Source organism: Kitasatospora sp. Xyl93 (assembly GCF_055383135.1).
On the sequence record NZ_AP029185.1, the window covers coordinates 7,355,044 to 7,374,160 of the forward strand.

The 19,117-nt window shown below is 75.8% G+C and carries 17 protein-coding genes; 12 read left to right on the top strand and 5 right to left on the bottom strand.

Annotation, left to right across the window (positions count from 1 at the left end; translation table 11 throughout):
* Positions 1-144 precede the first annotated feature (144 nt).
* Positions 145-924 carry an ABC transporter ATP-binding protein gene (locus ACZ5GH_RS31950; protein ID WP_387754084.1) on the top strand — a complete coding sequence of 260 codons (780 nt, stop codon included), beginning with the start codon at positions 145-147 and terminating at the stop codon, positions 922-924.
* Positions 924-3,299 (top strand): ABC transporter permease, encoded by a 2,376-nt coding sequence (locus ACZ5GH_RS31955; RefSeq protein WP_387753988.1) that lies wholly within the window; start codon positions 924-926, stop codon positions 3,297-3,299. The genes ACZ5GH_RS31950 and ACZ5GH_RS31955 overlap by 1 nt, the downstream gene beginning before the upstream one ends.
* 18 nt (positions 3,300-3,317) lie before the next feature.
* On the opposite strand, the gene ACZ5GH_RS31960 is transcribed toward ACZ5GH_RS31955, so the two are convergent.
* The gene (locus tag ACZ5GH_RS31960; protein ID WP_387753986.1) at positions 3,318-4,091 is read right to left on the bottom strand and encodes an alpha/beta hydrolase; all 774 of its coding nucleotides are present in this window, start codon (positions 4,089-4,091) and stop codon (positions 3,318-3,320) included.
* A 198-nt stretch (positions 4,092-4,289) separates the two neighbouring features.
* On the opposite strand from ACZ5GH_RS31960, the gene ACZ5GH_RS31965 reads away from it, so the two are divergent.
* Complete coding sequence (locus tag ACZ5GH_RS31965; RefSeq protein WP_387753983.1) at positions 4,290-5,096, top strand: mechanosensitive ion channel family protein; 807 nt, start codon at positions 4,290-4,292, stop codon at positions 5,094-5,096.
* Positions 5,097-5,106: 10 nt separating this feature from the next.
* On the opposite strand, the gene ACZ5GH_RS31970 is transcribed toward ACZ5GH_RS31965, so the two are convergent.
* Positions 5,107-5,460 carry a DUF6401 family natural product biosynthesis protein gene (locus tag ACZ5GH_RS31970; RefSeq protein WP_387753980.1) on the bottom strand — a complete coding sequence of 118 codons (354 nt, stop codon included), beginning with the start codon at positions 5,458-5,460 and terminating at the stop codon, positions 5,107-5,109.
* Positions 5,461-5,635: 175 nt separating this feature from the next.
* Here ACZ5GH_RS31970 and ACZ5GH_RS31975 point away from each other — a divergent pair, with 175 nt between their 5' ends.
* From ACZ5GH_RS31975 to ACZ5GH_RS31990, 4 genes are all read left to right on the top strand, one after another.
* Complete coding sequence (locus tag ACZ5GH_RS31975; protein WP_464336012.1) at positions 5,636-6,346, top strand: AAA family ATPase; 711 nt, start codon at positions 5,636-5,638, stop codon at positions 6,344-6,346.
* A 95-nt stretch (positions 6,347-6,441) separates the two neighbouring features.
* Positions 6,442-7,428, top strand: a complete 987-nt coding sequence (locus ACZ5GH_RS31980) for a zinc metalloprotease (protein WP_387753975.1) — start codon at positions 6,442-6,444, stop codon at positions 7,426-7,428.
* 218 nt (positions 7,429-7,646) lie between these two features.
* Positions 7,647-8,108: a universal stress protein gene (locus ACZ5GH_RS31985; RefSeq protein WP_387753972.1), complete on the top strand. Its 462-nt coding sequence runs from the start codon at positions 7,647-7,649 to the stop codon at positions 8,106-8,108.
* A gap of 52 nt (positions 8,109-8,160) precedes the next feature.
* Entirely contained in the window at positions 8,161-9,009 is an 849-nt protein-coding gene (locus ACZ5GH_RS31990; protein WP_464336013.1) for a DNA-formamidopyrimidine glycosylase family protein, read from the top strand.
* On the opposite strand, the gene ACZ5GH_RS31995 is transcribed toward ACZ5GH_RS31990, so the two are convergent.
* Both ACZ5GH_RS31995 and ACZ5GH_RS32000 read right to left on the bottom strand, forming a co-directional pair.
* Positions 8,957-9,592 (bottom strand): nucleoside/nucleotide kinase family protein, encoded by a 636-nt coding sequence (locus tag ACZ5GH_RS31995; RefSeq protein WP_387753966.1) that lies wholly within the window; start codon positions 9,590-9,592, stop codon positions 8,957-8,959. The genes ACZ5GH_RS31990 and ACZ5GH_RS31995 overlap by 53 nt on opposite strands.
* A gap of 121 nt (positions 9,593-9,713) precedes the next feature.
* Positions 9,714-11,036, bottom strand: coding sequence for an outer membrane protein assembly factor BamB family protein (locus tag ACZ5GH_RS32000; protein WP_464336014.1), 1,323 nt, complete (start codon positions 11,034-11,036; stop codon positions 9,714-9,716).
* A 150-nt stretch (positions 11,037-11,186) separates the two neighbouring features.
* On the opposite strand from ACZ5GH_RS32000, the gene ACZ5GH_RS32005 reads away from it, so the two are divergent.
* Positions 11,187-11,753: a Uma2 family endonuclease gene (locus ACZ5GH_RS32005; protein ID WP_387753960.1), complete on the top strand. Its 567-nt coding sequence runs from the start codon at positions 11,187-11,189 to the stop codon at positions 11,751-11,753.
* A gap of 8 nt (positions 11,754-11,761) precedes the next feature.
* Here the strand turns inward: ACZ5GH_RS32005 and ACZ5GH_RS32010 are convergent, their stop codons facing one another.
* Positions 11,762-12,094 (bottom strand): DUF4326 domain-containing protein, encoded by a 333-nt coding sequence (locus tag ACZ5GH_RS32010; RefSeq protein ID WP_387753957.1) that lies wholly within the window; start codon positions 12,092-12,094, stop codon positions 11,762-11,764.
* A gap of 126 nt (positions 12,095-12,220) precedes the next feature.
* On the opposite strand from ACZ5GH_RS32010, the gene ACZ5GH_RS32015 reads away from it, so the two are divergent.
* The 4 genes from ACZ5GH_RS32015 to ACZ5GH_RS32030 all read left to right on the top strand — a co-directional run bounded on the left by ACZ5GH_RS32015 (position 12,221) and on the right by ACZ5GH_RS32030 (position 18,698).
* Entirely contained in the window at positions 12,221-14,749 is a 2,529-nt protein-coding gene (locus ACZ5GH_RS32015) for a SpoIIE family protein phosphatase (protein WP_464336015.1), read from the top strand.
* Between the two features lie 145 nt (positions 14,750-14,894).
* Complete coding sequence (locus tag ACZ5GH_RS32020; protein ID WP_464336016.1) at positions 14,895-16,559, top strand: sensor histidine kinase; 1,665 nt, start codon at positions 14,895-14,897, stop codon at positions 16,557-16,559.
* A 149-nt stretch (positions 16,560-16,708) separates the two neighbouring features.
* The gene (locus ACZ5GH_RS32025; protein ID WP_387754081.1) at positions 16,709-17,383 is read left to right on the top strand and encodes a response regulator transcription factor; all 675 of its coding nucleotides are present in this window, start codon (positions 16,709-16,711) and stop codon (positions 17,381-17,383) included.
* A gap of 550 nt (positions 17,384-17,933) precedes the next feature.
* A complete protein-coding gene (locus tag ACZ5GH_RS32030) occupies positions 17,934-18,698 on the top strand; it encodes a transglycosylase family protein (protein WP_387753951.1) in 765 nt (254 codons plus the stop codon).
* Positions 18,699-19,117 lie beyond the last annotated feature (419 nt).

Here is a 19,117-nt window from a genome sequence, read left to right on the forward strand (position 1 = left end):
CGGGGCGCCGGGCGGGGTAGTGCAGGCACTACCTCCCCGGTAGTGCCCGGATCAGTGCCCCCGACCTGCGGGTTCGCTGGAATGTCCGGCATGACGAACCATCGGGAACCCACGGCGGACGGCGGCGCCGCCGAACAGCACGACATGGCGGAACAGCACGGCATGGCCGAACAGCACGGCGTGGTGGAACTGCACGACCTCCGCAAGGTGCACGGCACCGGCGAAGGAGCCGTGACCGCACTCGACGGGGTCACGCTCGGCTTCCCCCGCGGCACCCTGACCGCGATCATGGGGCCCTCCGGCTCCGGGAAGTCCACCCTGCTCCAGTGCGCCGCCGGCCTGGACCGGCCCACCGGAGGCCGGGTGCTGCTGGCCGGCCTCGACCTCGGCGCCCAGAGCGAGCGCCGGCGCACCGAACTGCGGCGCCGACGGATCGGCTTCGTGTTCCAGGCGTACAACCTGGTCGAGTCGCTGACCGCCGCCCAGAACGTCGAACTGCCCTCCCGCTTCGCCGGCCGCGGGAACGGCGGGCCGGTCGGCCGCGCGGAGGTGACCGCCGCGCTGGACGCCGTCGGACTGGCCGACCGCGCCGGGCACCGGCCCAGCCGGCTCTCCGGCGGCCAGCAGCAGCGCGTCGCCCTGGCCCGGGCCCTGGTCACCCGCCCCGACGTGCTCTTCGCCGACGAGCCCACCGGCGCGCTGGACACCCGCACCTCGGGCCAAGTCCTGCGGCTGCTGCGGCGGTTGGTGGACGAACAGGCACAGACCACGGTCATGGTCACCCACGACCCGACGGCCGCCGCCGTCGCCGACACCGTGGTCTTCCTCCAGGACGGCCGGATCGCCGACCGGCTGGACCTGGACGGCGACACCGCCCGCTCCGCCGCCGCCGTCGCGGCCCGCATGGCCCGGCTGGAGGCGTGATGCTGATCCTCGCCAACGTCCGCGAGCGCTGGGCCGGGTACCTCTCCTGCTGGCTCGCCGTGCTGGTCGGTGTCGCCCTGATCACCGCCACCCTGACGATCCACGAGTCCGCCCGGCCCGCCGTCCAGCCCCGCCTCGCCGCCGCCCCCGCGCTGGTGCTGCCGCCGCAGGCCACCGACCGCGGTGGCAGCCCGAAGGACCGCGTCCCGTGGAGCCCCGCCGAGGCGCAGTCGCTGACCGAACGGCTGCGCGCGGTGCCCGGCGCGGCCGCCGTCGTGGTGGACCGCGTCTTCTACGCCCAGGCCGTCCGCGACGGCCGGCCGCTCCCGGACGACGGCGCGGCCGAGGCCGGCCACGGCTGGTCCTCGGCCCGGCTGGCCCCGTACCGGCTGCTCACCGGCCGGGCCCCCGACACCGCCGACGAGGTGGTGGTCGACCAGGCCCTCGGTGTCCCGGCCGGCGCCCGGCTGACCGTCAACCTCACCGCCGGACGCGGCGAGTTCACCGTCGTCGGCACCGTGGACGGCCCCGGCTACTACCTCAGCGACGCCGCGGCCGCCCAGCGCGACCCCGGCGTCCGGACGATCGCCCTGCTGCCCACCCCCGACACCACGCCCGCCCGCCTGGCCGCGGCCGCCCGTACGGCCGTCGGCGACGGGGCGACCGTGGTCACCGGCGACGGCCGCGCCGCGCTCCAGCCCCGCCACGTCGAGCACCGGCGCTTCCTCGGCACCCAGCTGATCGGCGCGCTGGCCGCCCTCGGCCTGTTCACCACCGGCTTCGTGGTCGCCTCGATGCTCGTCCTCGCCACCGGCCTGCGGCGCCGCGAACTCGGCCTGCTGCGCACCCTCGGCGCCACCCCGGGCCAACTGCGCCGGATGGTCCTCGGCGAGGCCGCCGTGGTCGGCCTGCTGGGCTCGGCGGCCGGCTGCCTGGCCGGCCTCGCCGCCGCCCCACTGCTGCGGGACGCCCTGCTGCGCCTGGACGTCGCCCCGCCGGGGCTCGCCGTCCGGGTGACGGCCTGGCCGCTGCTCACCGCCGCGGCGGTCGGCGTCGGCGTCAGCGTGCTCGGTGCCTGGGCGGCGAGCCGTACGGCCGTCCGGGTCGCACCGCTGGAGGCACTGCACGAGGACCGCACGGCGGAGCGGAGGCCGAGCCGCGCCCGGCTGGCCGCCGGACTGGCCGTGCTCGGCCTCGGCACCGGCTGCGCCGTGCTCACCGCCACCTCCGCCGCGGACCGCCGGGTGGGCCTGGCGATCACCGCCACCATGGTGCTGATCACGGCCGCCGCCCTGCTCGCCCCGGTCCTGGTCGGCCCCGTGGGCCGGGTGGTGACCGCGCCACTGCGGCGGCTCGGCACGGCCGGACCGCTGCTGCTGCGGGCCGGGCTGACGGCCGGCGCGGGCCGGGCCGCCGCCACGGCGGCCCCGGTGATCGCGGCCGTCGGGTTCGCGGTGCTGCTCAGCGGCGCGGTGGAGACGATGCGGGCGGCCTACCCGGCCGGCCAGGCGCTGCGGCTCTCCGGCCAGGCGATCGTCACCAACGACGGCACCCCGGGCCTCACCGACGAGGCGGTCGCCGCCCACCCGGTCGGCAAGGCCGCCCTGCCGACCCGCGCCTTCGTCCACCGCGCCGACGGGACGACCGCCGTGATCGACGCCCTCGGCTCCCGGGACCCCGCCTGGGACCGGCCCGGCGAGGCGGTGCTGGGGGAGTCCATGGCGACGTGGCTGGGTGTGACGGCCGGGCAGCAGTACCCGGTCCGCTTCGCCGACGGGGCCACCGTCCCGCTGCGCGTCGCCGGGATCCTGCCGGACGACCCCGCCCGCGGCGACTTCGTCCTCGCCCGGAGCCTGGTCCGCGCCCACGACCCGGCCGCGCTGGGCGACGACCTCTTCGTCCCGGCGGGCACCGAGGCCGTCGCGGTGGTCCCCGGCACGGCCGTCCACGACGCCGTCCGCTACGCCCTGGACGACTACGACACCGACGCCCGGCTGACCGACAGCCTCGCCGCGATGCTGATCGCCGTCGCCGTCGGTTACAGCTCGATCGCCACCGCCAACAGCACCGCGCTGTCCGCCCACGGCCGCCGCCGCGACCTCGCCGTCCTGCGTTCCACCGGAGGCACCGTCCGCCAACTGGTCCTGCTCGCCGCGGCCGAGGCGGCCCTGGTGACCGCCGTCGCCACCCTGCTGGGCCTGCTGGCGACCCTGCCACCGCTGGCCGGCCTCGCCTCCGGCCTCTCCCAGAGCACCGGAGCCCCGGTCGCCCTCCACCTGAACCCGGCCGCCCTGGCCGCCGTGACCTGCGCCTGCCTGCTGTTGGCGAGTGCGACGAGTGCGGTGGTGACGTGGCGCTCGCTGCGCCGGCCGTGAGGCGGGGACCGGCCGGGTTCAGCCGTGACGCTCCTGGGCCGGGAGGCCCGGGGCGCGGCGGGGCTGGGGCGGGAGGGGGAGGGTGAGCGCCTCGGGGGAGGCGGCCGGGAGGGCGAGGGCGGACGCGGTCTCGGCGGGCAGGGGGTGGAGACCGAGGAGGGCCGTGGTGAGGCGGGTGGTGGCGCGGTGCCAGTCGGGGATCCGCTGGAGCATGGCGTGGCCGCTGCCGGTGACGGTGTAGCCGCAGACCCGGGCACCGGCCGCGCGGCTGCGGGCGGCGAAGGCGCGGGTCTCGGCGGGCGGGGTGACGGTGTCGCGGTCCCCGTGCAGCATCAGCACGTCCCGTCCGGCGAGCTGGTCGCACGGGTCCTCGGCCGGGCACCACGGTGCGAGGGCGACCAGCCCGGTGACGGACGGGTGCCCGCCGGCCTGGAGCGCGGCGCGCCCGCCCATCGAGTGGCCGACCAGCACGGTCGGCACCGGCCCGAGCAGCGCGGCCAGTTCGTCGAGCGCGGCGGTCGCGTCCCGCGCGGCGTCGGCCCGTTCGCCGTTCCAGCCGCGGTGGCGGTAGCGGACGGTCCCGACGGCGACCCCGGCGTCCGCGGTCGCCCTGGTGAGTCCGCGCAGGAAGCCGTGCATCCGCAGCAGCGGCAGGTTGAGCCACCCGGGCCGGGCGAGGTTGTGCTCCTCACCGCCGTGCAGCACCAGGACGGCGGCCCGCGCCGCCTCCGGCCGTACCTGCCAGTGCAGCGCCCGGTGGTCCACCGCGCGCTTCGCCGCCGTACCGCTCACTGCCGCACCGTCCCGTCCGTCCCGCCCCGTGGCCCGTCCCCCGGATCGTCACTGTACGCGCGCGGACGGCCGGACCGTTCACCCGAGGGGACCATCCCGGACAGCGGGCGCGCGCGGCCGCGGCGGGCTCCTGCTATCCACGAAGGGTGGGGGCCGGAAGCGCCGCTCGTGGCGCCGTGTCACCGAGTGGAGGACTCCATGGCTCAGCAGCTCGCACTGTCCGTCGACTTCGGGTCGGGTTTCACCGAAGCCTGGTCGAAGATCGCCAAGGTCATTCCGCAGTTCATCGCCTTCCTGGCGATCCTGGTCATCGGCTGGTTCGTGGCCAAGGCGATCGCCAAGGTCCTCGACCGGGTGCTGCGCCGGGTCGGCTCGGAGCGGGTCGCGGCGCGCTCCGGAGTGGCCGCCCACCTGGCCGGTTCCAAGTACGACATGACCGGCATCATCTGCAAGGTCGTCTACTACATCGTCCTGCTGATGGCGCTGCAGCTGGCGTTCGGCGTCTTCGGCCCGAACCCGATCAGCACGATGATCCACAGCATCGTCGCCTGGCTGCCGCGCGCCATCGTCGCCGTGGTGATCGTGGTGGTCGCGATGGCCATCGCCAACGCGGTGCGCGACATCGTGGGCAACGCGCTGTCCGGCGCCTCGTACGGGCGGACGGTCTCCACCCTGGTCTGGGCGTTCATCGTCGGCCTCGGCGTGATCGCCGCGCTGGGCCAGGCCGGGATCGCCACCGCGATCACCGGACCGGTGCTGATCGCCGCGCTCGCCACCATCACCGGTGTGCTGGTGGTCGGGGTCGGCGGCGGCCTGATCATGCCGATGCGCCAGCGCTGGGAGCGGTGGCTGGACGACGCCGAGCGGGAGACCGCCCGGCTGCGCGGCAGCTCCTACCAGGCCGGTCGTTCCGACGCGCTGTCCAACCAGCCGGTCCGGCCGACCACCCAGACCGGCCTGGGCACCCCGCCCGCGCCGGGCATCGAGGGCGACCAGAACCGGTAGCCGGAGAGGCTCAGACCTCCAGCAGGCCCTGCTCGCGCACCAGCCAGCAGACGGCGGTGAGCCGGATCACGGCGTAGTCGTAGCCGACCGGCTCCCGCCAGCCGATCTCGGCGAGCGCGTCCAGGAAGCCCAGCGCGTAGTCCGACAACTCCTCACGGTCCAGGGGCCGGGGCGCGAGCTCCGGCCCCTGCGCGTACAGCAGCTCCCGCAGCATCGCCGCGTGCTGGTCGACCGCCGCGACGAAGCCGGGCTCGAAGGCGAACTCGGCCAGCCGGGGCGTGAAGGCCGTCACGATGCCGGGCAGCGGGCAGCCGGCCGGCTCGTCGGGGGAGCGCCGGAAGGAATCGTCGGAGGTGGCGAACATCCGTCCACGTTAGGCGAGCCCGGACGCGGGAACGGACGCCCGTGACGGTTCCGTGCTGAGACCTTGGCCACCCCGGCGGCGCGCCCGGGACGTTCCGTGTTCCGGCGGATCCGCTCCGCCGACCACCGGGTGGTCCGTACCCGCCCGGGCCTGCGCCCTTTACTCGCCCTTTTGAATGCGACATGCTCCTCGGACGGGAACGGCGGGGGGAGACCGGGTGAGCGGGACGAGAACGGTGCGGACGGCGGCGGTGCCGCCGGTGCCGCCGCCGCGCGCCGCCGGGGAGCGGGTCGTCCTGCCCGCGCCGCACGACCCGCCCGTACGGCACGAACTGCGCGGGCCCGGGCCGACGGTCCTGCGCTACCCGGCCGGGGACCTGCTGGTCGTCACCGGTCTGCCCGGCAGCGGCAAGAGCACCCTGATGCGCCGCTGCGTCCGCGCCCCGCTGGTCGACTCCCAGTTGGTCCGCGAGGAGTACCAGGCCCGGCTGCCCGGCCGGCTGCCGTACGCGCTCTACCGCCCGCTGGCCCGGCTCGCCCACTACCGGCGGCTGCGCCGGGCGGTGCTGGACGGCGGGCCGCTCGCGGTGCACGACTGCGGCACCCAGCCCTGGGTGCGGGCCTGGCTGGTCCGGGCCGCCGCCGCGCAGGGCCGTCGGGTGCACCTGCTGCTGCTCGACGCCGACCCGGCCGAGGCACTGGACGGGCAGCGGCGGCGCCGGCGCGTCGTCTCGCGCTACGCCTTCGCCCGGCACCGGGCCGCCGTCGCCCGGCTGCGCCACCGGATCCTCGACGCCGGACTGCTGCCGGCCGGCTGTGCGTCGGCCGTGGTACTCGACCGGGCCGCCGCGCGCGCCCTGCGGGAGATCGACTTCACGGCGTCGTAGTCTCGGCGAGTCCGCGCCGGGCGGCGCCGGCGGGTCCGGCCGGAGCAGGCCCGGAGCGCGGCCGAGACTCCGTCAACTCCCCGTCAGGAGCGCTGATGCGCCGTACTGCCCGGGTGCCCTCGCGTGCCCCCCGTCTGTTCCCCTGCGCCGCCGCGCTGGTCGCCACGGCCGGTCTGAGCCAGTTCGCCGCCCCGGCCGCCCCGGCCGCGCACCTCGCCGCCGCTCCGGCCGCCGCTCCGGCGGTCGCGTGCGCGGACGACGGCGCCGGTGCCGCCGCCAGGCTGCCGGCCGGCAGCCGGCCGAGCCGGGACCCGAACGAGGTCAGCGCCGCGCAGGCCCGGGCGATGCAGGCCGACCTCGGCCGCCGGCTCGCCCAGCTGGGCACCGGCCGGGTCCGGGCCGGCGCCTCCGTCACCGTCCCGGTCTTCTTCCACGTGATCCACGACGGCGACGCCGGACGGCTGGACCAGGCCGCCGTGTCCGGCCAGATCGACCACCTCAACGAGAGCTACGGCGGCCAGGGCGAGGGCAACGTCGGGAGCCCGTTCCACTTCGAGCTGGCCGGCACCGACTGGAGCGACAACGCCTCCTGGTACACCGGCATGACCCCGGGCTCGGCGGCCGAGCGGGAGATGAAGACCGCGCTGCGCAAGGGCGACCAGGGCACCCTCAACCTCTACACCGCCCAGCTCGGCGAGTCCCTGCTCGGCTGGTCGACCTTCCCGAACGCGTACCGGACGAACCCGACCGACGACGGCGTGGTGGTGCTCGACGCCTCGCTGCCGGGCGGCGCCGCCACCCACTACGACGAGGGCGACACCGCGACCCACGAGATCGGCCACTGGCTCGGCCTCTTCCACACCTTCCAGGGCGGCTGCCGGGCCCCGGGCGACTACGTGGACGACACCCCGGCCGAGCGCGGCGCCGCCTCCGGCTGCCCCGAGGGCCGTGACACCTGCACCAGCCCGGGGGCCGACCCGATCCACAACTTCATGGACTACAGCTACGACGCCTGCATGACCCGCTTCACCCCGGGGCAGGTCAGGCGGATGGCCAACGCCTGGGCGGCCTACCGGAGTTGAGTGGGGGCAGCGGCTCGGCGGTACCAGGGGCCCGGTGAAGCGCCGGAACGGCGGCGGGGCCCCGCCCGGCATCCGGACATCCCCCAGGCCGTAGCCGCCTGCCGCAGTGGAATCGAAAGCCGGAGGCCGCCTCCGGCGTGGCAGCTACCGGCCATTTGTCCGATTTGATCTATGTTCGGAGGGTCGGGACCGATCAGAGCAACCGAAGGAGCAGGGGCATGAGTGCCAATCCCCGGATCGTCGTCGGCGTGGACGGCTCGCCCGCCTCGGAGCAGGCGCTGCGCTGGGCGATCGACTACGCGAAGGCCGTCGGCGGGACGGTCCACGCGATCGCCGCCTGGGAGTACCCGGCCTTCTACGGCTGGGCCGGGCAGGGCGTGCCGACGGTCGAGACCTTCGACCCCGAGGAACTCGCCGGGAAGACCCTCGGCGACACCGTCGCCAAGGTGGCCGGCGACGACGCCGGCGTGCGGATCACCGAGAGCGTGATGCCCGGCAACGCCGCCCAGGCACTGCTGGAGGCCGCCAAGGGCGCCGCGCTGCTCGTCGTCGGCAGCCGCGGCCTGGGCGGCTTCTCCGGAGTGCTGCTCGGTTCGGTCAGCCGCCACCTCACCGAGCACGCGCCCTGCCCGGTGGTCGTGGTGCGCGAGGCCCACGGCGCCGCGCAGCAGTCGGAGTAGCGCGGAGGGGGCCGCCGCCCCGCCGGGCCGCCGCGCGGACCAGAATGGAGGCATGCCAGAAGGTGACTCCGTCTACCGCGTGGCGGCCCGGCTGCACGAGGCCCTCGCCGGACAGCCGCTGACCAGCGCCGACCTGCGGGTGCCCGCGTACGCCACCGCCGACCTCACCGGCCGCCGGGTGCTGGAGGTGGCCCCGCGCGGCAAGCACCTGCTCGCCCGCTTCGAGGGCGGCCTCACCCTGCACACCCATCTGCGGATGGACGGCCGCTGGGAGGTCTACCGCCCGGGCGAGCGGTGGAGCGGCGGCCCCGACTGGCAGGTCCGCGCCGTGCTCGGCACCGACCGGGGCACCGCCGTCGGCTACCGGCTGCCCGTCGTCGAACTGCTGCGCACCACCGACGAGCAGCGGATCGTCGGCCACCTCGGCCCCGACCTGCTCGGCCCCGACTGGGACCCGGTCGAGGCCGTCCGCCGGCTCCTCGCCCGCCCGGGCCGCCCGGTCGTCGAGGCCCTGCTCGACCAGCGCAACCTCGCCGGGATCGGCAACGTCTACGCCAACGAACTGTGCTTCGTGGCGGGCGTCACCCCGTGGACCGAGGTCGGCGAACTCCCGCACCCCGACCGGCTGGTGGAGCGCGCCCGGCAGATGCTGGAGGCCAACAAACTGCGCCCAGGCCACATCACCACCGGCGACACCCGGCCCGGCTACCAGCACTGGGTCTACGGCCGGGCCGGACGGCCGTGCCCGCGCTGCGTCACCCCGGTGGCCGCCGGCCGCCAGGGCTCGCCGCCGCGGGACCGGGCGGTGTTCTGGTGCCCGTACTGCCAGCGCGGGCCGGCCCCGGAGTTCACGGCCGCTCGACCAGGGCGGGGTGGCGCGGGTCGTCCACCCGGACGGTGACGTCGGCGGCCCCGGTGGGCCCGGTCTCCGCCTCGTAGCGGGCGAAGGCGGGCAGCGTCCACTGCTGGTCGGCCGGGGTGCGGCGGGCCAGCGCGGCCGGGCTGAGCGCCAGGTGGACGGTCAGCTCCAGCGGCAGCCACCGGCCGAGCAGCAGCGCGCCGTCCAGCAACAGCACGCCGCCGGGCGGGAGTTCGGTGTACGGGGCGCGGGTCGAACGGTCGGTGACCGGGTCGCGCAGGGAGGGCAGGACGCGGCCGCTGCCGCCCGGCTCCAGCGGGTCGAGCACCTCGCGGGCCAGCGCGCCGTCGTCCAGCCAGAGGTCGTGGAAGGCGTCAGCGTCCCGGTGGCCGTACTCGAGCCGGATCGAGGCCGGGCGCAGGAAGCCGGAGGCCGAGACCCGCAGCGTCGGGTGGCCGCGCAGCCGCAGCGGCTCCACCAGGGCGTCGGCGAGCGCCTCGGGGCGGGCGGCCGCCGCGCCGTCCACGGCCACCCGCAGGCGCCGGGCGCCGGCGTCGGGCAGGGCGGCGATGCGGTCGGCGAGCAGCTCGGCCAGGTTGTCGGGGGAGATCGGGCGTACCTGCATCGGGCCATCCTGCCGTGTCGGGCCGTCCACCGTGTCGGGTCCTCCGGACGGTCCGTGCCGTACTGACGGTCCGTGTCGGCCTGGTGGACCGTGCCGTCCCGCCGTTCCCTCGGGCGCGCGCTCAGTTCAGCGGCAGCGCGTGCAGGACGTCGTCGTGGCCCGCGTAGAGGCGGCCGCCGTCGGAGGCGAGGGTCCAGACGTCCTTGCCGGGGCCGGAATCGTGGAAGGTCCAGCGGAGTTCGCCGGTCGAGGTGTGGATCGCGGCGACCCCGCCGACCGCCGTACCCGGGACGAACAGCGTCCCGTCGCCGGTCAGCGGACGGCTGCGGCGGTCCAGCGGGAACGGCAGCCGGCAGGACCAGAGCACGGCGCCGGAGGACGAGTCGTGGCAGGTGACGACGCCCTGGTCCCACGGGACGTAGACCTGGGGGCCGTCCGGGAGGGGCGGCAGCGCCCGCCGGGAATCGTCCCGGGCGGGGGAGTGCGTCCAGGCCGGCTCGCCGGTGGCCCGCAGCGCACGCACGCCGCCGTTGCCGTCGGGGACGAGGAAGCCGCCCGCGTCGCTGACGCACCAGCGCTGGTCCTCCTCACCGGGGGCGGTCCACAGCTCGCGGCCGGTGGCGGCGTCCCGGACCACCAGCTCGGCGCGGCCGCCGAGGAAACGGACGCAGGCGAGCAGGTGGCCGCCGCTGTGGGTGGCGGGGGTGACGGGCTGTTCCTCCTGCTCGGTGCGGACGGACCAGAGCAGGGAGCGGTCGGTGACCCGCAGCGCGAAGACCCGGTTGTCCGCCGGGGTGCCGTCGGCCCGCGGGCGGCCCCAGGAGTAGCCGTAGAGGACGCCGGGGTCATGGCGGTCGTAGCCGGACAGCCGGGTCTGCCCCTGGAGCTCGTCGGGCAGCGGCAGGCTCCAGTCGGCGGCGGGGTCGGTGAAGTGGCGGGCCTCGACGTGGCCCTGGAACGTGGTGAAGAGGTGGTCGGGCCCCAGCACCAGCTTGCCGAGGGTGTCGAGGTCGCTCGGCCAGTTGCGGGAGGGCGGCGGGTCGAAGACCAGCAGCCGGCCCGGGGTCCCCTTGGCGGGGTCGAGGACCTGCAGACCGTTCTTGGAGAGGTAGAGGGGCCGCCCCGGCGGGTCGGTGAGCCGCTCGGGCGTCATCGCCTCCGGGCCGCGGTAGGTCCAGAGCGGCGTCGGCCCGGACAGCGCGGTCGGGGCCGGCCTGGTCGGCTCCGGCGCGGGCAGGGCGCCACCGACACCCGAACGGCCGAACGCCCAGGCGGCTCCGCCCGCCGCGAGCACCCCGGCCCCGGCCAGCAACCGCCGCCGACTCGGCCGCGGCCGCTCCCCGCCGCCCGCGACCACGTCCTCGCTGGCCTCGCCGCCGCCGGTTTCCCCGTCCCACTGCCACGACGACTCGCGCGCGGGCCCTCCGGACGACGGCGACTGCATACGGCTCTCGCTTCCCCACCGGCGGCCCCACGCCACCACCCGCCCGGAGAATATCGAACAGTTCCCGAACCGTCCGAAACCCCCGCAACGCCCGTACTAGGCTGTGGCACACAGCACGAGGCCCGCCCAGCAGCCCAGGGGAGGTACGCCGTGACGGCCGAGATGATCGCACCCGAGTGGATGCACCGGCAGATCACCAGTGAGCAGTACGACTCCTGGACCGATGAGCAGTGCGCGGGCATCGAGATCGTCGACGGGATGGTGGTCGTGTCCCCGAGCGCTTCCAAGCGGCACAACCGGCTCGCCCGGTTCCTGGCGAACGCCCTGGACGAGGCGGGTGGCGTCGAATGGAACGCCGACACCGACTTCGACGTCCGGCTGCAGGACGTACCGCTGAACAACCGCCGACCGGACGTCGTGGTCTACCGCGCGGACACGATCGACGAGTCGCCGACCAGACCCCACCACGTCCTGCTGCTGGTCGAGGTGGTCTCGCCGGGCTCGGAGACCACGGACCGGGTGGTCAAGCTGGACCAGTACGCCAAGGCGGGCATCCCGTTCTACTGGCGGGTCGAGCAGGCCGCCGGCCGGGTGCCGATCGTCCACACCTACGTACTGGACGCGGCCGGCGCCGCGTACCGGGTGGGGGAGCTGTTCACCGGGCTGGTCAAGGCCGTGGTGCCGTATCCCGTGGAGGTGGACCTCTCCGGGGTCTGACGGCGGCGTCAGTGCTTGCCCGGCGGGTGGTCGGCCAGGTCGGCGAGGACGTCGGCGTGGCAGGGGAGCGGGGCGCACCAGCAGCCGAGGCGGTGGCCGCGCAGGGGCGGGACGAGGGCCAGCAGCTCCGGGTGGGCGAGCAGGTGGGCGCGGTACTTGACGACCATCTCCTCCCGGGTGAGGTCCGGCCCGGGCCGGTACGGGCAGTGCAGCGGGGACTCGTCGAGGTGCCAGCCGCCGCGGTGCATGGCGCGGCCGACGTAGACGACGTCCTGGTACCCGGGGTCGTCGCGGTGGCCCTTGAGGTTGACCACGGTGGTGCGGCGGGAATCGCTCGGCATGCCGTCCATGCTGGGGCACGCCGGGCCCCCGGGCAGCTCGGGGCGTGTCCCGCGGGCCTCAGCCGGGCCCCGGTGCGGGTGCGGACTCGCCTTGACACGGTTGCGGGCCGGGCGTAGCAAAAGAGCATGCGCCATCCGCACGCGACCGGTGGGGCCCCTGGTGCGCGGCCCGGTCCGGACCGGCCGCGGGAGCCCGGGTCCGGCGCGGAGGCGGACCGGTCGGCCCCGAGGTCCGTCCAGGACACCGTCGGGCAGGCGGACCACCGGCGGGACGAGCTGTTCGCCGAGGCGGTGCGCCGGGTGCTCGGGACCACCGGGGCGTACGGCGCGCTGGTGTACCTGCGCTCGCGGGACCGCCGGTCGCTGGTGCTGCGCACGGTCGCGGGCGTACCGCTGGCGGTGATCAGCCCGTTCCGGCGGGTGCCCGCCGCCGGGCCGATGCCGGTCGCGGCCTGCTTCCGGACCGGGCACGTGATCACCCTGACCGACACCGAGGACACCATGCGGCGCTTCCCGCAGCTCGCGGTGGGCATGCCGTACGACTTCGCCTCCGCCTGCGTGCCGGTGGCGCACGGCGGGGAGCGGTTCGGGGTGCTGAGCGGACTGTGGCCCGCCTCGGACGAGGGGGTGCCGGAATCGGCCGTCCGGCGGCTGACCGAGGTGGCCGACCGACTGGGCGCCGAACTGGCGGGGTTGGCGGAGCCCGCGCAGTCGGTGGAGCCGGGCGGCGAGGTGGCCGTGGTGGAGCTGCCGCCACCGGCGGTGCCGGCCACCCGGGTCGGGCTGTTCGACTGGGACGTCGCCACCGGGGCGCTCGCCGCCGACGAGCGGTTCCAGGAGATCTTCGGCTTCGGGCCGGGTGAGTTCGACGGCACGGTGGCCGCGCTGAACCGCCGGGTCGCCCCCGGCGACCTGCCCGAGTTCCGGGCCGCCGCCCGCATCGCGCTGGAGCGCGGCGAGGTGCTGGCCGCCCGGGTCCGGGTGCTCGGACCGGACGGCCGGCCCTACCCGGTGGAACTGTGGGCGCGGGTGCCCGTGGCGATCTCCGACGGCCGGACCCACCTGGTCGGCGCGGTGCTGGACGCACGGGCCCTCACCGCCGCCGCGGCCGCCGTCGAGCGGCTGCACGAGGGCGTGTTCTCGCTCGACCCGGACGGCCGGATCAGCTACGCCAACCACGCCGTCGAACCGCTGCTCGGGGCCCGCCGCGAGGAGCTGATCGGCCACCAGCCCTGGGAGGTGCTGCCCTGGCTCGCCGACCCCTTCTACGAGAACCGGTACCGCGCCACCCTGCTCTCCCAGCAGCCGACCGCCTTCCTGGCCGCCCGCCCGCCCGCCGGCTGGCTCGCCTTCTCCCTCTACCCGGACGCGCACGGCGTCACCGGCCGGGTGTTCGCGGCCGAGGCACCGCCGGGCGCCGCCGAACCGCCCGTCACCCCGCCGCCCGCCGCCCGCACCGGGGTGGGCGACACCCACCACCTGCTCCAGCTGGCCAGCGCGCTCACCGAGGCCGTCACCGTGCGGGACGTCTGCCGGGCGGTGGCCGAGGAGATCCTGCCGGCCTTCGGCGGCCAGGAGCTCGCGATCTACGCGGTGCGCGAGCAGCGCCTCCACCTGCTCCTGCAGACCGGCTACCCGGACGGCTTCCTGGACGCCTTCGAGGGCCTGCCGACCGACGCCCGGGTGCCCGGCTCGGAGACGCTCAGCACCGGCACCCCGATCTTCTTCGAGTCGGTGCGCGAACTCGCCGCCACCTACCCCGGCCTGGCCCTGGACGAGATGGGCGCCTGGGCCTTCCTGCCGCTGATCGCCTCCGGCCGGCCGGTCGGCAGCTGCATCCTCGGCTTCGACCTGCCGCGCTCCTTCACCGTGGAGGAGCGCGGCCTGCTCACCGCGCTCGGCGGCTTCATCGCCCAGGCCCTGGAGCGCGCCCGGCTGTACGACGCCGAGTTCACGCTCGCCCGCGGGCTGCAGCAGGCGCTGCTGCCGCACCGGCTGCCCGAGGCGCCCGGCATCCGGATCACCGCCCGCTACCTGCCCGGCACCCAGGGCATGGAGATCGGCGGCGACTGGTACGACGCGATCGTCACCGGCCCGGACGTCACCCTGGTGATCGGCGACGTCGAGGGCCACAGCGTCGGCGCGGCCGCCACGATGGGGCAGCTGCGCAGCGCCGTGCGCGCCTTCGCCACCGGCGGCGACCCGCCCGACGAGGTGCTCGCCCGCACCAACCGGCTGCTGCTCGACCTCGACCCCGGACTGCTCGCCAGCTGCTGCCTGGTCCGGCTGACGCCGGCCGTCGGCCTCGCCCGGATCGCCCGGGCCGGGCACCTCCCGCCGGTGCTGCGCCACCCCGGCGGCCGGACCGAGGCGCTGTACGTCGCTGGTGGGCCGCTGCTCGGGGTCGACGAACGGGCCGACTACCCGGTCAGCGACCTGCGGCTGGGCCACGGAGCGGTGCTCGCCCTCTACACCGACGGGCTGGTGGAGGACCCGGCGGTGGCGATCGACCAGGGCGTGGAGCGGCTGCGGGCCGCGCTGGCCCGGGCCCCGGCGGGGGAGGGACTGGAGCAGACGGCCGAGCGGCTGCTGCGCGAGGTCGGCTCGACCCGCCGGGTGGACGACGTGGCGCTGCTGCTCACGGCCTTCGGCTGACCGGCCCAACGGTCGGGCCCCGGTGAGCAGCTGACCGGCGGTCGGGCGGGCCCCTCGCCGGAGCCCGTCCAGGCGACTTTCGTCGGCACCGGGCGGCGACGAAGGAGGACGGCGGGCGCCCCGGCCGGACCGATAGCCTCGACGCGTGGAAGCGATCGCGCGGGCCTGGAAGACAGTGGTACGGACGGCGCTGCCGGGGCCCTGGCGGCCCCGGCGGGTGGTCGGCGAGGCGGTGCTCGCCCTGGTGATGGGCGGGTTCGCCGCGCTGCTGGAACTGCTCTCCAACAGCGGTCTGGCGGTGTCCTTCGGCCTCGCCGTCGCGGTGCTGTGGGTGCTGCGCAGGGGGCTGCCGGCCACCGTGCTGCTCGCCGCCGCGGCCCTCGCCGGCTGGGCGGTCGGGCCGATGCCGCTGCTGGTCTGCGCGGGCTGGACGGCCGGGGCGCGGATCCGCCGGGTGTGGTCGCTGGTCGGCGCCTTCGTCGTGGGGTGGGTGCTGTTCACCGCCACGGGCGTACTGAAGGACTTCACCTCGCTCTCGCCGAAGCTCGTCCTGCCGTTGTCGCTCGGCTTCTTCCTGGTGTCCGCCGTGCTGCCCGCGCTCTACGGCCGCTACCGGGCGCAGCGCCGCGCCCTGCTGGACGCGCTGCGCGAGCGCAACGAGCAGCTGCTGCGCGAGCGGGTCATGGTGGTGCACCAGGCGCGGCTGCGCGAGCGGCACCGGATCGCCCAGGACATGCACGACAGCCTCGGCCACCAACTGGCGCTGATCTCGGTGCACTCGGGTGCGCTGGAGGTGGACCGGACGCTCACCGACCGGCAGCGCGAGGCGGTCGGAGTGCTGCGGCAAGCGGCGGTCGCGGCGATGCGCGAGCTGCGCGAGGTGGTCGGGGTGCTGCACGACGAGTCGACGGCGCTGCCGCCCACCCCCGGGCCGGCCGCCGCCGGGCCGCCGGCCCGGGGCGGGGTGGACGGTGTCGGGGAACTGGTGGAGTCCTCCCGGGCGGCCGGGACGGAGATCGAGCTCACCGTGGAGGGCGAGCGGCGTCCGCTGTCGGCCTCCGTCGACCACGCGGCGTACCGGATCGTGCAGGAGGCGCTCACCAACGCGCACAAGCACGCCCCCGGCGCGCCGATCGGCGTCGCGCTGCGGTACGAGCCGGACGCGCTGGTCGTGGAGGTGACCAACACCCGCGCGCCGGAGCTCGTGGGGGCACGGGTCGGCGCGGGCGCCGCGGTCAGCGGCGGCCAGGGGCTGGCCGGCCTGCGGGAGCGCGCCCGGTTGGTCGGCGGCATGGTGCACGCCGGTCCCACGCCGGAGCACGGCTTCCGGCTGGCGGGCGTCCTCCCGTACGAGGGGGCGGAGCAGGACGCGGCGGCGACGGGCGGGGCCGAGGACTGGACGGTGGACGGCCTGCCGCCGGTCGAGGAGGCGGAGGGCCGGCGGCGCAGCCCGGCGATGGGCTGCGCGCTCGGGGTGGTGGTGGTCGCGCTGGTCGTGCTCGGCCTGCTGGTCTGGAGCGTGGTCGCCTTCGTCAAGGGCACCAACGACGCGACCGTGCAGAAGCCGATGTACGACCAGATCAGGGTCGGCACCGCGGAGACGGAGGTGCTGCAGACGCTGCCGCGCGGCAACGACTTCTTCACCGACACGTACAAGGGGACGGGTCCGGAGGCGCCGGTGGGCGCGCACTGCCGCTGGTTCGTCCTGAGCGGTGCGCCCGGTGCCGGCTGGAACGAGGAGCACGTGGCGCGATTCTGCTTCCGGGACGGGGCGTTGGTGGAGAAACAGGAGTACGTCGCCCGGGTCTGAGTGCCCCCGTGCGCGGGCGGGTGCTCCGACCGGTCCGGTCCGGGCCGGTTTCGGAGCGCGGTGGTCGGGACCGGGGTGGTTCGGAGCGGCCCGCCGGGATGTGAGGATGGTGCCGCAGCCGAAGCACCGTTCGAGGGGGAATGACCAGCGTGATCCGAGTCCTCGTCGCCGACGACGAGCCGCTGATCCGGGCCGGGATCAGGATGATCCTCGGCTCCGCCGACGACATCGAGGTGGTCGCGGAGGCCGCCGACGGGCGGGAGGCGCTGGAGCTCGCGCGGGCGCACCGGGTGGACGTCGTGCTGCTGGACATTCAGATGCCGGTGATGGACGGGCTGACGGCGCTCGCGGAGCTGGCGAAGGTCGCCCCCGGCGCGCGGGCGTTGATCCTCACCACCTTCGGGGAGCGCGAGAACGTCCTGCGCGCCGTGACCGAGGGCGGGGCCGGCTTCCTGCTCAAGGACACCGCGCCGAACGAGCTGATCCAGGCCGTCCGGGCGGCCGCGGGCGGCAACGCCTTCCTCTCCCCGGCCGCCACCCGGCACATCGTCGACTCGCTGGCGTCCGGGCGCAGCGCCTCGCTGGCCGCCCGCGCGGTGGCGGCGCGGCGCCGGCTGGAGGTGCTCACCCCGCGCGAGCTGGAGGTGTTGGCGCTGCTCGGAGAGGGTCTGTCCAACGCCGACGCGGGAGCGCGGATCCACATGAGCGAGGCGACGGTGAAGACCTACGTCAGCCGGATCCTGGCCAAGCTGGGCTGCGAGAACCGGGTCCAGGCGGCGCTGTTGGCCCGGGACGCGGAGCTCGACGGCCGTCACGTCCAGTGATTTCGCGGTCTCGGTGAGTAGCGGCCGTGACGGATCCCACTCGGCGACGGTGCGGAACCGGGAACTCCGGGTGCGGTGGTGACGGTGCGTCACCTGACGATTCCTCGGCGTGGATGGCGTGTGAGCTTTCTCGGAGGGATAGATGTGAGCGAGGGCACGGAATTCGACCATTTGATCTTGAAAATACGGTCAAAAATGGTCAAATCGGGCACCTTTTCTTGATCTGTACCGCCGGTAACAGTCAACTGACCTGCGGCGTCCAAGAATTGCTTGCTGCGTCCGGGTGATGCCCCCTAGCTTCGTTGGCGGCGCAACGAGCGCCACCCGGGTTCACCCCGACGCACTGCCCGCCGCCTGACCAGCGGCGCGAGGGCGGTGCCCGCCGACCAGGCCGGCTCGAACAGGCCGTCGGCGCGCGGAGGTGACCGGGGCGGCACGGCACGTCCGACACGTGTCCGGCCGCCCGTCGAGTGAGGTGAGCGAAAAACTGCCGGCCCCTGTCCCGGGCCTGGTTCCGCATGCCCACCCGGGACTTGTCGAGAGGACTTGTATGAATCCCCGTCACGAGACCGCCGCTGCCACCGACACCACCGCCACCGCCAAGCGCCACCGCGTTCGGATGGCGGTCGTCGCGGGCGCCGCCGTCGCGGCCCTGCCGGTGGCCGGCCTCGTCACGGCCACCTCGGCCTCCGCCGCCACCGCCTCGACCTGGGACGCCGTCGCCCAGTGCGAGAGCGGCGGGAACTGGAGCATCAGCACCGGCAACGGCTTCCACGGCGGACTGCAGTTCACCCCGTCCACCTGGGCCGCGTACGGCGGGACCGCCTACGCCGCCCAGGCCGGCAAGGCGACCAGGGCGCAGCAGATCGCCGTCGCGGAGAAGGTCCTCGCCTCGCAGGGCCCGGGCGCCTGGCCCGTCTGCTCGCAGAAGGCGGGCCTGGGCAGGGGCGGCGCCCCGGCCGCCGTCGACACCTCCGACGGCGCGGCGGCCAAGCCGGCCAAGCCGAGCACGAAGGCGGCCAAGCCCGCGGCCAAGCCGGCGGCGAAGCCCGCCGCCGCGCCCGTCGCCAAGCCGGCGGCCAAGTCGCAGGCGCCCAAGGGGCAGCCCGCGGCCAAGCCCGCGCAGTCCGCGCCGGTCACGCCGGTCGCACCGAAGAACACCGCGGCGGGTGGCTACACCGTCAGGAGCGGTGACACCCTGAGCGACATCGCGGCCAAGTTCGGCACCGACACGGACAGCCTCTACCGGAACAACGTGCGCGTCATCGGCGGCGACCCGGACCTGATCTTCCCGGGCCAGACGCTGGCCGTCTGACGGGATCCGCGCCCGACGGGCTTTCGGCCTGACGTCCCTTCTGCCTGGCGGGATCCCCGCCTCGCGGGTCCGGTCCGACGGCCGACGCCTGACGGAGCCTTCGAACCGGCCGAGCGGCCACCCTGGACGGGGGTGGCCGCTCGGCCGGTTCCGTCGCGTTGGCGGGCCGTTCACGGGCCGTTCGGGGGCTGTTTCGCGGGCTGCCCCCGGGTGGCCGACCGCGCGGGGGCGCGGTGTTCCCCGTGTCGACGGGGCCGGCAGGAGTCGGCGGGCGTCGGCAGGGTCCGGTTCGGAGGGTCCGGGGCGGCGGACGGAAGGTCGTGCCGCCGTTCGCACGCGCCGGAGCCGACCCGGCGGCCGGTGGCCGGTGGTCCGACCGGTGGCAGGTGCGCACGCCGGGGCGCGGGGCGCTTGGAAGC